The 12,932-nt window shown below is 72.3% G+C and carries 10 protein-coding genes; 4 read left to right on the top strand and 6 right to left on the bottom strand.

Annotation, left to right across the window (positions count from 1 at the left end; genetic code table 11):
- Positions 1-341 precede the first annotated feature (341 nt).
- Complete coding sequence (locus tag FB453_RS19250) at positions 342-3,089, top strand: LppU/SCO3897 family protein (RefSeq protein WP_145792057.1); 2,748 nt, start codon at positions 342-344, stop codon at positions 3,087-3,089.
- A gap of 895 nt (positions 3,090-3,984) precedes the next feature.
- Positions 3,985-5,823: an NHL domain-containing thioredoxin family protein gene (locus FB453_RS19245; protein ID WP_145792055.1), complete on the top strand. Its 1,839-nt coding sequence runs from the start codon at positions 3,985-3,987 to the stop codon at positions 5,821-5,823.
- Positions 5,824-5,856: 33 nt separating this feature from the next.
- On the opposite strand, the gene FB453_RS19240 is transcribed toward FB453_RS19245, so the two are convergent.
- From FB453_RS19240 to FB453_RS19230, 3 genes are read right to left on the bottom strand one after another with little or no spacing between them, the layout of a single operon-like run.
- The gene (locus tag FB453_RS19240) at positions 5,857-6,606 is read right to left on the bottom strand and encodes a 5-oxoprolinase subunit PxpA (protein WP_145792053.1); all 750 of its coding nucleotides are present in this window, start codon (positions 6,604-6,606) and stop codon (positions 5,857-5,859) included.
- On the bottom strand, positions 6,590-7,453 hold the full coding sequence (locus FB453_RS19235) for a 5-oxoprolinase subunit C family protein (RefSeq protein ID WP_145792051.1): 864 nt from the start codon (positions 7,451-7,453) through the stop codon (positions 6,590-6,592). Before FB453_RS19235 ends, FB453_RS19240 begins: the two co-directional genes overlap by 17 nt.
- The gene (locus FB453_RS19230) at positions 7,450-8,301 is read right to left on the bottom strand and encodes a carboxyltransferase domain-containing protein (RefSeq protein WP_145792048.1); all 852 of its coding nucleotides are present in this window, start codon (positions 8,299-8,301) and stop codon (positions 7,450-7,452) included. Before FB453_RS19230 ends, FB453_RS19235 begins: the two co-directional genes overlap by 4 nt.
- Positions 8,302-8,408: 107 nt before the next feature.
- On the opposite strand from FB453_RS19230, the gene trhA reads away from it, so the two are divergent.
- Positions 8,409-9,086, top strand: a complete 678-nt coding sequence (trhA, locus tag FB453_RS19225) for a PAQR family membrane homeostasis protein TrhA (protein WP_112601190.1) — start codon at positions 8,409-8,411, stop codon at positions 9,084-9,086.
- A gap of 533 nt (positions 9,087-9,619) precedes the next feature.
- On the opposite strand, the gene FB453_RS19220 is transcribed toward trhA, so the two are convergent.
- Positions 9,620-9,907: a DUF6458 family protein gene (locus FB453_RS19220; protein ID WP_091396272.1), complete on the bottom strand. Its 288-nt coding sequence runs from the start codon at positions 9,905-9,907 to the stop codon at positions 9,620-9,622.
- 112 nt (positions 9,908-10,019) lie between these two features.
- On the opposite strand from FB453_RS19220, the gene FB453_RS19215 reads away from it, so the two are divergent.
- Entirely contained in the window at positions 10,020-10,559 is a 540-nt protein-coding gene (locus tag FB453_RS19215) for a histidine phosphatase family protein (protein WP_145792046.1), read from the top strand.
- Positions 10,560-10,608: 49 nt separating this feature from the next.
- Here the strand turns inward: FB453_RS19215 and FB453_RS19210 are convergent, their stop codons facing one another.
- Positions 10,609-10,878: a DUF6458 family protein gene (locus FB453_RS19210; RefSeq protein WP_030487564.1), complete on the bottom strand. Its 270-nt coding sequence runs from the start codon at positions 10,876-10,878 to the stop codon at positions 10,609-10,611.
- Positions 10,879-11,070: 192 nt separating this feature from the next.
- Complete coding sequence (locus FB453_RS19205; RefSeq protein ID WP_145792044.1) at positions 11,071-12,927, bottom strand: acyl-CoA dehydrogenase; 1,857 nt, start codon at positions 12,925-12,927, stop codon at positions 11,071-11,073.
- Positions 12,928-12,932: the final 5 nt, after the last annotated feature.

The following is a 12,932-nucleotide window of genomic DNA, read 5'->3' as shown; positions in this document are numbered from 1 at the left end:
CTCCACGACATTCCTCACCTCCTCCAGATCGATGGCCCACCCGGCCCACCCGGGTGGGCCATCGGCGTTTCCCAACCACCACCACCGGGATTCCGCCCTGCCGCAGCGCCCGGTACGGTGGGCTTCGGTCGCCGCCCGCCGACCCGGCAGAGGCCGAGCCGACAAAACTGCTCGACATCAACCGGCCACGGTGAGTGACGACCAGTGCTCCTTGGACGTGTCGTGCCACCACCCGATACCGTGCGGGGAGCCGGCACAGCGGTACGCCGGTGACGCCGGCAGCCACGCCGAGGAGACCGATCGGCACCGGCGAGCCGACATGTGATGGAGGAGGCGCACCCATGACGTCCGAGGGCCCGCACCGACCCGGCCAAGAGCCGGACGAGGTGTCACCGGGCGCCGGCGGACCGGCGCCGTACGGCGACCGCCCGGCGCAGCCGGACAACGGCCAGAACGCCGCCGGCCCCGACCTGGGCTGGGCACCCCCGCCCCCGACACGGCCCAGCCCGTCGGCGCCGGCATGGGCGGCCCAGTCCGAGCAGCCGCCGGCCCCCGCCTGGGGTGCCGCCGCCGCTGGGCAGCCCAACGACCCGGCGCAGCCCGCCTGGGCCGCCGGCGGTGGCGCGAGCGAGCCGCCACAGCAGCAGCCCGGCGCGTGGCCCGGCAACGATGGCGCGCCAGCTCCGGCGCAGCCCGACCCCTGGGCCGCGCAGCAGCAGGGCTGGACGCCCGCCGAGCAGGGCACACCCGCACCGACCTGGACCCCGAACGCCCCCGCTGAGCAGCCGGACTGGGTTCAGGCCCAGCCAGCCGCACGGGGTGCCGCGCAGGTTCCCCCGGCCACCGCCGCCTGGCCCGCCCAGGAGGACCCGGCCAGCGGCTGGGGCGGCGCGGCGCAGGCCAGCCCGCCCGCTGCCGACTGGCGCGCGACCGAATCTCCGCAATCCGATGCACCGCAGGCCGCCGCCTGGTCCGGCGGCGCCCAGCCGGACCAGGCCGCTGGCAACGGCGGCTGGCCCGCCGCTGGCGCCGCCCGCGACGACCAGCCGGTGTGGACGCCAGCGGAGCAGTCGCCACCGACCTGGGGCCAGCCCGCCGAGGCGACCGAGCAGCCCGCCCCCGGCTGGGGTCAGGCCGCCCAGCCGAGCCCGGCCCGTGGCGCCGCCCAGGTCCCGGCCCCGACGACGAACTGGCCCGCGCAGGACGATCCGGCCAACTCTGGCGGGTGGGCCGCGCAGCAGCAGCAGGCGCAGCCCGCAGTGTGGAACGACGGCAGCGACGCCCGGCAGGACCAGCCCGCGCAGCCGGCCGCCTGGGGTGAGGCCGAGGGCCGTCCGCAGCAGCCCGACTGGGTGCTCTCCCAACCCGAGCAGCCGACCGAGCGGCCGGAGCAGGCAGGGTGGACCCCTGCAGAGCCGAGCAACCTCCCCGCCCGCGCCAGCGCCAGCGTGCCGACCAGCGGCGGCGCGCCCAACTGGGCCGCCGGCCCGGACAACGCCGCCCAGGGCAACTCCGGCGGCGTGCCGGAGGTCGAGCCGTGGGCCCCCGGTGAGGTGTGGGGTCGCGCGGAGGCCGAGGCTTCCGCTCAGTCCCGCGGTGGTTGGGAGGCGGACCGAGGCGACGAGGCACCGGCCTACCAGCCTGGGCCCGCACCGGGCATCTCGCCGGCGAACGCGGTGCCGCTGCCCCCGCAGGAGCAGCGCGTCCCGGGTGCCAGCCTGGCTGCCGCCCCGCCCGCCGACTATGCGCCCCAGGCCCAGTTCGCTCCGGTCCCCGAGCAGCCCGCCTACGCCGAGCGGGAGACCCCGGACGCCGCCGCGCAGTACGGTGGCCGCTCCGAGGACGTCTCCGCGAGCGGCGCTGTGGTGCCCGCCCCGCGTACCTCTCCGGAGTCCGGAGCGGGCCGCGCGGTCGTACCTGTTTCGGACGCCGAGTCGGCGGCTGGCGCAGCGGCCCGGGCCACGGCGAGCGCTTCGGTGCCGCTGGCCAGCCGGGTGATGCCCCCGACCGACCAGGCCATCCGACCGACCGGCACGGGCACCCCGCAACCCCGGGTGTACGGCCGTCCGGCACGATCGGAGCCGGAGGCCGAGCCGGAGCCGGAGGCGTTCCAGGGCGACTCGGGCGCCGACCGCCAGGGTGCTCTGGAGTGGCAGAACGACGCGCCACGGCAGGCCACGCCCGACTGGCAGCACGAGGGGCAGCGGCAGATCGCTCCCGACTGGCAGAACGACGCGCAGCGGCAGCAGTCTGCACCCGACTGGCAGAACGACGCGCAGCGGCAGGCTGGGCCCGGCTGGGGCGGCGAATCCCCGGCCGATCCGCGCTTCGACGACCGGCAGCCGGCACCGAACGCGTTCAACGAGGCCCCGTCGGCGCCGCCGGCGTTCCCGCCCGGTGTGCCGTCCTTCGTCGACGCCCCGGGCAACAACAGGCCGGTGAACGGCACCCGCCCGCACTCCGGTGCCGAACCGCCGGCGGACCAGTTCGGCGGCCCCGGGTCGCCTGCCGCCGGTGCCGCCAACGGAACGGCGACCTTCGGTGCGCCGAACTTCGGTGCGCCGAACTTCGGTGGCCCGGGCTCCGGCGCGCCGGGCTCCGGCGGGCCGGCGACCGAACCGGTGCCGGGCGGCGGCTTCCCGCCGTCGTTCCCGCCACCGCCGCAGCCCGCGTCGTCCTGGGGCCAGGAGACCGGCCAGTCGGACCAGGGCCGGTTCGACGCGTTCAAGCCGGACGCCGCCGACGAGCCGAAGGTGGAGCCACCGACGCCGAAGGTACGCAACGGCAGGGTGCTGGCCGCGGTGCTGATCGCCGCGATGCTCATTCTGGCGGTGCCGCTCGGCCTGCTGCTGCTGCTCGGCAAGGTCGGCGGGAACGACACGCCGGCCTTCGACCCGGCGGTCGGCACCTGCGTGAAGCAGTCCGGGCAGGGCGGCGCCTCGGCGGCGGACTGCGGCGAGGCGGGCGCGTTCACGATCGTCTCGAAGGTGGACGCCAAGGAGAAGTGCACCGACACGACGCAGCCCCACGTGGTGCTGCCGGGTGAGGGCACCAACCGGGTGCTCTGCCTGAAGCCGGCCACGAAGTAGCTGCATCGACGGCGGGGTCACGGGCAGCCGTGACCCCGCCGTCGTCGTACCCGTAGGTGTTGTCGGCATCTCGGGCACAATCCGGTTGTGGAACGTGAGTTGGCGGCGGCGCTGGAGCCGATCTTGTCCGATCTTGGGAAGCCTGACGGGGTGCAGCCCGATCTCCGCGATGAACCGTGGCGAGACGACCCACAGACCGCCAGCGCCTTCCTCTACGCTTCCGACGGTTCCGGCCACGGGATCTCAATCGACCTCGGACTACCCGCCGTGACGCAGATCGTTACACTCGCCGACCAGGTTCAGGACTGGGCGGTGGAGGCACTGTGGTCACTGGGCCGTGCCACCAACTGGCCGCCCTGCCCCCAGCATCCCGAGAGCCACCCCCTGACGGCGGTGGTACGCGCCGACCGAGCGGTCTGGGCCTGTCGCACTCTTGGGACCGAGATCAGCGAGATTGGGACGTTAGGTAGCTAGGAGTCCTCGGTCGAGCAGAGGCGAGTCCGGATGTCGGTCCGGCGTCGTGACTCGCCCCCTTGACCGTTGGAAGCTGAGCAACCCGATACGCCGAGTACTGCACTCTTGAGCTGCCAACGATCGCCACGACGATCCCGAGCAAGGTCAAACAGGCTCGTCGATGCGCATGGCGAGTCACGTCGGCCGCTTCCCCGGGCGCGACTCCGGCAAAAGCAGGTGGCCTTGGGCTCTTGCCCCCGCGCGGACGAAGGAGCACCGACAGCAGGAACCGCGCGTACAGGTCGACCACCGGTCTGGGACGCGGCAGAGGTCCGCGAGTACGCCGCGAAGCGCCGGGAGCGTAACGAAGGCGGCGCAGGCTAGGGCGCTTGTCGTACGGGTCACGGCGGCTGGGCCCACGGGGCGTGGCAGGCTGACAGGCATGGGAACGACAGCGCGTGTACGTGCCCCCGAACTTCGCGGTCGGGGCTGGCTGAACACCGGTGGGCGCGAACTGAAGCTCGCCGACCTTCGCGGCAAGATCGTAATCGCGGATTTCTGGACGTTCTGCTGTATCAACTGCCTGCACGTGCTCGACGAGCTGCGCCCGCTGGAGGAGAAGTACGGCGACGTGCTCGTCGTGATCGGCGTGCACTCGCCGAAGTTCGAGCACGAGAAGGACGCCGACGCGCTCGCCGCCGCTGTGGAGCGGTACGGGGTGCACCACCCCGTACTCGACGATCCTGAGCTGGACATGTGGCAGCAGTACGCGGCACGGGCCTGGCCGACCCTGTCGGTGATCGACCCCGAGGGTTACGTGGTGGCCACCATGGCCGGCGAGGGGCACGCCGAGGGGCTGGCCCGGCTGATCGACGAGTTGATCTCCACCCACGAGGCGAAGGGCACCCTGCACCGGGGGAACGGCCCGTACGTCCCGCCGCCGGCACCGGAGACCGCGCTGCGCTTCCCCGGCAAGGCGGTGCTGCTGCCGAACGGCAACCTGCTGGTCTCGGACTCGGCCCGGCACTCCCTGGTCGAGATCGACCCGGACGGCGAGACGCCGGTGCGTCGGATCGGCTCGGGTGAGCGCGGCCGGGCGGACGGGCCGGCCGCCGCGGCGACGTTCTCCGAGCCGCAGGGGGTGTGTCTGCTGCCCACGCACGTCGCCGAGGTGGCCGGCTACGACCTGGTGGTGGCCGACACTGTCAACCACCTGCTGCGCGGCGTACGGCTGGAGTCCGGCGAGGTGGTCACCGTGGCCGGCAGTGGGCGGCAGTGGCGCGCCGAGGTCGACGACCACGCTCACGACGCGTTCGCCGTCGACCTCTCGTCCCCGTGGGACCTGGCCTGGTACGACGACAAGCTGATCATCGCGATGGCCGGTATCCACCAGCTCTGGTGGTTCGACCCGATCAAGCGGACCGCCGGCATGTACGCCGGCACCACGGTGGAGGCGTTGCGCGACGGCCCGCTGGCCGAGGCGTGGATGGCCCAGCCGTCGGGGCTCTCCGTCTCCGCCGACGGCACCCGGCTCTGGGTGGCCGACAGCGAGTCCAGCGCCGTCCGGTACGTCGAGAACGGTGTGCTGGGCACCGCCGTCGGGCAGGGCCTGTTCGACTTCGGTCACGTGGACGGTCCGGCGGAGTCGGCGCTGCTCCAGCATCCGCTGGGCGTGTGCGCGCTGCCGGACGGCTCGGTGCTGATCGCGGACACGTACAACGGCGCGGTGCGCCGCTTCGACCCGGCCAGCAACCAGGTCTCCACCGTCGCCGACGGGTTGGCGGAGCCGAGCGACCTGGTGCTCACGCCGTCGGGTGAGGTGCTGGTGGTGGAGTCCGCCGCGCACCGGTTGACCCGGCTCGCCCCCGGTGCCCTGTCGGCTGCGGGTGCCAGCACTGTGGACGGGCCTCGGCACCGCACCGAGCGCAAGCCGACCGACGTCGCGGCCGGCGAGGTCACCCTGGACATCGTCTTCACCCCGGCGCCGGGGCAGAAGCTGGACGAGACGTACGGGCCGTCGACCCGGCTGGTGGTCTCCGCGTCCCCACCGGAGCTGCTGGTGGACGGTGCCGGCACGGGCACCGAGCTGTCCCGCCGGCTGGTGCTCAACGGCGAGGTCACCGCGGGGGTGCTTCAGGTGACCGCGCAGGCGGCGACCTGTGACGCGGACGTCGAGCACGCGGCGTGCCACCTGACCCGGCAGGACTGGGGCGTACCGGTCCGGGTGGTCGACGGCGCCGTGACCCGGCTTCCGCTGGTGCTCCGCGGCCTGGACGCCTGACGCGATCGGAGGGGCCCAGTTGGGCCCCTCCGATCAGGCGAAGGGGGCCACTGTGATGTCGGCGTCGATCAGGGTGGCGCGGACGAGTTCGGCTGCGGAGACCGCGCCTGGGGTGTCGCCGTGCACGCAGATCGAGTCGACCGAGCACGGGATGACGGTGCCGTCGACCGCCACCACGCTGCGTTCGGTGGCCATCCTCGCCGCCCGTTCGGCGACCTGCTCGGGGTCGGTGATCACCGCGCCGGGGGTGCCACGCGGCACCAGCGCCCCGTTGGGCAGGTAGGCGCGGTCGGCGAACGCCTCGGCAACCACCGGCAGGCCCGCGCCCACGGCGAGTTGGGCGAGCGTCGAGCCGGGAAGGCAGAGTACGGGCAGCTCGGGGTCGTAACCGCTGACGGCGGCGACCACCGCCGCCGCCTGGGACTCGTCGGTGCTGGCCGCGTGGTAGAGCGCGCCGTGCGGCTTGAGGTAGCGGACCCGGGTGTGGAACAGCCGGCAGAACGCGTCCAGCGCCCCCAACTGGTAGGTCACCTCGTCGCGTAGCTCGGCGAAGTCGTACGCGATGTGCCGCCGGCCGAAGCCGGCCAGGTCCCGGTAGCCGACCTGCGCGCCCACCGCGACCCCGCGCCGCGCGGCGCCCTCGCAGACCCGCCGCATGGTGGACGGGTCGCCGCCGTGGAAGCCGCAGGCGACGTTGGCGGAGGTGACGAGGCTCAGCAGCGCCTCGTCGTCGCCGAGTCGCCAGATGCCGAATCCCTCGCCCAGGTCAGCGTTGAGGTCCATGGAATCTGACGGTAGTACCTGGCCGGGCCTGCGCGAGCGGGGTCACGTCGGTGACCACCCCGATGACGGGGTATCCACCGGTGGTCGGATGGTCCGCGAGGAAGATCAGGGGTTGTCCGTCCGCCGGCACCTGCACCGCGCCGAGCACGATTCCCTCGCTGGGGAGTTCGCCGGCCACCGCGCGGGGCAGCGCCGCGCCGGCGAGCCGCGCGCCGACCCGGTTGCTCACCGGGCTGACGGTGTACGCGCTGCCGAAGAGCCGGTCGAACGCGGTCGGCGTGAACCAGTCCTCGCGAGGACCGGGGCCCAGCGTCAGGTGCAGCTCCTCAGGCGGCGTGCGGCACACGGTCAGGTCCACCGGTGCGGGGGTGCCCACCGGATCACCGAGCGGCAGCAGGTCACCGTCCCGCAGCCGGGGCGGGCCGAGCCCGGAGAGGGTGTCGGTGGCCCGGCTACCGAGCACCGGTGACACGTCGATGCCGCCCGCCACCGCCAGCCAACTCCGTACGCCCCGCCGGGCGGGACCGATCCGCAGCACCGTTCCGGCCGGCACCGTGAGCGGGCGTCCGGTGTCACCGGGCCGGACATCCGCTTGGACGGGGACCTCGGCGCCGGTGACCGCCACCGTGGCCGCCCGGGTCAACCGCAGGATGCAACCGGTCAGGGTGATCTCCAGGCCAGCCGCGTGCTCCGGGTTGCCGACCAGTCGGTTGGCCAACCGCAGGGCACCCGGGTCGAGGGCGCCGGACCGGGGTACGCCCAGGTGCGCCCAGCCGGGCCGGCCCAGGTCCTGCACCGTGGTGAGCGCACCGGCGCGGAGCACCTCGATGGTGGCCGGGTGGGTCACGCCACCACCATCCGCACAGTGGTGCCCGGACCAAGTCGGGCCGGCGGGTCGGCGGTCACGTCGAACAGCACCAGGTCGGTCCGACCGACCAGCAACCAGCCGCCCGGGGAAGCGCCCGGGTAGATACCGGCGTACGGGCCGGCCAACGCGACCGAGCCGGCCGGCACCCGGGGACGGGGCGTGGCCAGCCGGGGCAGCGCCAACTCGGCGGGCAGCCCGGTCAGGTAGGGGAACCCGGGGGCGAAGCCGCAGAAGGCGACCCGGAACCGGGTGCTGGTCAACCGGTGCCGCACTGCCGGCACGTCCACGCCCCAGTGCTCCGCCACCGCCGGGAGGTCCGGCCCGTCGAAGGTGACCGGTACGACAACGTCGGCCCCGTCGTCGGCCCCGTCGTCGGCCCCGTCGTCGGCTGTGGCGTTGCGGTCTTGGGCGTCGGCGTCGGCGTCGGCTCCGGCGTGGGCTTCGGCTTTGGCGTGGGCTTCGGCGTGGGCGTGGGCGTGGTCTTTGGCGTGGGCGTGGTCTTTGGCGTGGGATTTGGCTTCGGCCTCGGCGTGGGCTTCGGCGTCGGCCTGGTTGGGGCGGGTGATCGCGGCGGTGACGGCGGACGCCCATCGGGTCAACTGCTCGGCCGTGGTGGTCGGGTCGTGCAGGCCGTCGAGCAGCACGGTCCGGGCCGCCGGCACGATCTCCACGGCGATCAGGTCGCCCCGCTCCCGACGCCGCCACAGCTCGGCCCGCCACGCTTCGACAAACGCGGCCTCCGGGATGTCGGCCACGGCTTCGGGGGTGTTGGCGGGGACGGTGCAGTCGAGTAGCAGGGCGTGCGCCCCGACGGGTCGGATCCGCATCCGCTCATCCTCGCCGATGTCGCGCCGATCCGGTGTTCACGTTGACGGTGCCGGGTGTCACCAACGCCACTACTTACAAGTAACCTACGGTGCCGTAACCTGATGGGGTGACCACCTCCGCCCCGCTTCGCCTGAAGCCGGTCGACATCGGTAAGCCCCGGATGCGCGGCTGGCTGCACACGTACGCCTTCTTCGTCGCCGTGGTCTGCGGCATCGTGCTCTGCTCGATCGCCGCCACCCGGCCGGGCTGGGCACCCCTGGTGAGCTGCCTCATCTACAGCCTGACGGTCTGCGGGCTCTTCGGCACGAGCGCGCTGTACCACCGTCGCGTGTGGTCAGAGCGCGGCTACCAGGTGATGCGCCGGATGGACCACTCGATGATCTTCGTGTTCATCGCCGGCACGTACACACCGCTCTGCGCGATGCTGCTCGCGCCCCGGCCGGCCACCGTGATGCTGGCCCTGGTCTGGGGCGGCGCGCTGGCCGGCGTGGCGGTCAAGGTGATCTGGCCGCACGCGCCGCGCTGGGTGTCCGCGCCGCTCTACCTGGCGCTGGGCTGGGTGGCGGTGGCCATGCTGCCGGAGATCCTGCACGGGGGCGGAGTCGCGGCACTGGTGCTGCTGATCGTCGGTGGTGCGATCTACAGCGTCGGCGCGGTCTTCTACGCGTTGCGCCGGCCCAATCCGTGGCCGACCGTCTTCGGCCACCACGAGTTCTTCCACGCCTGCACGCTGCTGGCGGCTCTCTGTCACCACATCGCGATCTACTTCGCGCTGTTCGCCTGACCAAACGGCCAGGACGCAGGCGCGGCCCGAAACGGCCACGACGCAGCCGGCCCAGCGAACGCAGCCCGGCGCGCGAACCCACCCCGGCGCGAGCGCAGCCGTCCTGGTCCCGGCAACGCCACTCGCCGGGAACACCACGGCGGCAGCGCCATGATCGTGCTCGATCATGGATGTAGTGGCCTCGCTCGCACCCGAAAGCCCTATTTCCTGGATCGAGCACGATCTTCGGCCGATCACCGCTCCCGGGATCGGGGCCCGCCCTCAAGATCCGCACAACTTCGGGGAAACTGCTGCCTCGACGCGCCCTCAAGCAGCAGTTTCCCCGAAAGTGTGCGGATCTTGGCAGGGGTAGCGGGGTGGCGGCGGTCCCGTCGCACACGCAAAAGCCGGGCGCACACGTGAGCCGGGGCCCACACGCGCGGGCGCACACACCAGCCGGACGCTCGCACCAACCGGACGCACACACCAACCGGGGCGCAGACGTGAGCCGGGGCCCCGCGACGCTGCGGGACCCCGGAGTGTGTGGGCGAGGATCAGACGGGTCGGCCCGGCCGACGAACCTCGCGGTACTCCTGCACGACCTGGTTGTCCTGGACCGGCACGACCCGGTCGGCCACCACGCGCTCCTCGCGTACCGGCGCGGCCACCGCCGGGCGGCGGCGGCTGTTCCAGAAGTAGAGGGTGGTGAGCAGGCCGGCGACGCCGGCGAGCATCAGCACCCAGCCGACCACGGCCAGGTCCAGCCAGCCCAGGTCGGCTTCCACTGCGAACGCGAAGATCGCGCCTAATGCGATCAAGAAGATGCTGCCACCAATGCCCATGTCTCGCTCCTCGGCTCTAACCTGGCGTACGTCGCGCCGCGGCCGTCGGTAGGGGTGCGGCATCCATCGACTTACCCAGGCACGGAGATCGCCAATCGGGCAAGCTGGGGGCATGACGGACGCCGACCCCGACACACTGACACTGGTGTTGCTGCGGCACGCGAAGGCCGAGCAGGGCAGCGACGCGGCGGACGACGCGGAGCGGCCGCTGAGCGCACGCGGGAACGCCGACGCGGCTGCGGCTGGGGCCTGGTTGGCGCACCATGGGCTGCTGCCCGACGTGGTGATCTGCTCGACGGCCCGACGCACCCGGCAGACCTGGCACGGGGTGGCGATGGGGATGACCGGTTCGCCGCCGGAGGGTGGCCCGACTGGTCCTCGCCCGACCGTCCGCTATGAGCCGGGTGCGTACGACGCGCACCCCGAGGAGTTGTTGTCGCTGGTCCGCACGGTGGACCCGGCGGCCCGCACGGCGTTGCTCATTGCCCACAATCCGGGCATCTCGCTGCTCTCCGCGCTCCTCGATCCCGAGGGAGTGGACGACGAGGGTTTGCGCACCGCCGAGCTGGCGGTGCACCGCTGCCCGCCCAGCTGGATGGAGTTGAGCAGGTCGGGAGCGCCGCTCACGGCTCGGCACACGGCACGCGGCTGAGCCACCCGCCGATCCGACGGGTGGCTCAGGGGTACGCGTTGTGCGGGGATCAGGACGGCGGCGCGGTTGGTGGCGGCGGGTCCGGCGGTGGCGGCATCATCGCCGTCGGATGAGACAGCCGGTTCTCCTCCACGATGAGGGTTCGAGCCCGCTTGCGCCGGTCCTGCCAGAACCAGACCGTGGTCAGTAGTACGGCCAGCCCGGCCAGGATGAACACCCAGCCGACCGCGCGTACGTCGATCCACCAGACGTTGGCTCTCAGCGCGAAGGTCAGGATCGCGCCGATCGCGATGAGAAAAATGCCGCTTCCTACACCCATGTGCGCTGCACTCCCCCGTGCGGTGGCTCTGGGCGTTCCCTTTCGAGGTCACGCGACGGTTACCCGCCACGCCAGCGGCATACCCGACCGGGCTCGGCCAATACGTGCCGTGGCCAGGGTGAGACGGCGACGGCCGGCGGGGCAGAAGCCCCACCGGCCGCCGGTGCCGGGTGGTGCGACCCAGCACAGAACCTAGAAGGCCTCCTCCGGGAGGTCCATGATGTCGAGGTCGGCACCCTCGATGATCCGCCGGTCGGCACCGATGCGGGGCAGCACCTCGCGGGCGAAGAAGCGGGCGGCGGCCACCTTGCCGGTGTAGAACGCCTTGTCGCTGGCGGAAACCTCGCCGGCCAGCGCCTTCAGCGCCACTTCGGCCTGCCGCTGCAGCAGCCAGCCGACCACCAGGTCGCCGATCGCCAGCAGGAAGCGCCGGCTGCTCAGCCCGACCTTGTAGAGGGCGCGGGTGTCGCCGCCCTGCGCCTCGCCCAGCCAGCCGGTCATCACACCGAGGATGTTCTGCACCTCGCCGAGCGCCTTGCCGAGCGCCTGCCGCTCCTCCTTGAGCTGGCCGTTGCCCGCCTCGGAGGAGATGAACTCCTGGATCTCGCCGGCGACCGCCATGAGGGCCTTGCCGTTGTCCCGAACGATCTTGCGGAAGATCAGGTCCAGGCTCTGGATGGCGGTGGTGCCCTCGTACAGGGTGTCAATCTTGGCGTCGCGGACGTACTGCTCCAGCGGGTAGTCCTGGAGGAACCCGGAGCCGCCGAAGGTCTGCAGAGCCTCGTGCCCGAGCAGTTCGTACGCCCGCTCCGAACCGACACCCTTGACCAGCGGCAGCAGCAGGTCGTTGACCCGCTTGGCCAGCTTGGTGGCCTTCTCGTCGCCGGCCGCCTCGGCCAGCGCGACCTTGTCCTGCCAGGTGGCGGTGTAGAGGACCAGAGCGCGAAGGCCCTCGGCGTACGACTTCTGCAGCAGCAGCGAGCGGCGCACGTCCGGGTGGTGGGTGATGGTGACCCGCGGCGCGGTCTTGTCCGCCTGCTGGATCAGGTCGGCGCCCTGCACCCGGTTCTTCGCGTACTCAAGGGCGTTGAGGTAGCCGGTGGAGAGGGTGGCGATCGCCTTGGTGCCGACCAGCATCCGGGCGTACTCGATGATCATGAACATCTGCCGGATGCCGTCGTGCTTGTCGCCCAGCAGCCAGCCCTTGGCCGGTACGCCGTGCTCGCCGAAGGTCAGCTCGCAGGTGTTGGAGACCTTCAGGCCCATCTTGTGCTCGACGTTGGTGGTGTAGACGCCATTGCGCTCGCCCAGCTCGCCGGTGGTCTCGTCGAAGTGGAACTTCGGCACCACGAAGAGCGACAGGCCCTTGGTGCCGGGACCACCGACGCCCTCCACGCCGACCGGACGGGCCAGCACGTAGTGCACGATGTTGTCGCTCAGGTCGTGCTCACCCGAGGTGATGAAGCGCTTCACACCCTCGATGTGCCAGGTGCCGTCGGGCTGCTGGATCGCCCGGGTGCGCCCGGCGCCAACGTCCGAGCCAGCATCCGGCTCGGTGAGCACCATCGTGGAGCCCCACTGCTTGTCGATGAAGAGCTTGGCCCACCGCTTCTGCTGCTCGGTGCCCTCGACGTGCAGGACGTGCGCGAAGGAGGGGCCGGACGCGTACATCCAGATGGGGGCGTTCGAGCCGAGCACCAGTTCGGCGAGGGCCCACCAGAGGGCGCGCGGCGCGTTGGTGCCGCCCAGGTGCGGCGGCAGGTCCAGGCGCCAGAACTCGGAGTCCATGAATGCCTGGTAGGACTTCTTGAACGACTCCGGGAGCGGCGCGGTGTGCGTGGCCGGGTCGAACACCGGCGGGTTGCGGTCGCTGTCCGTGTAGCTGGCGGCCAGGTCCTCGCGAGCGAGGCGATCAAGCTCGGAGAGGAAAGTGCGGGCGGTATCGGCGTCGAGTTCGGAGTACGGTTCCTGGCCGAACGCCTGGTCCGCCCCGAAGACCTCGAACAGGTTGAACTCGAGATCCCGGAGGTTGCTCTTGTAGTGGGTCATGCTCG

It is taken from the genome of Micromonospora sp. CNZ322 (assembly GCF_007827755.1).
Note: the sequence above shows the minus strand (reverse complement) of the source record. Positions and strands in the feature narration are given on the sequence as shown.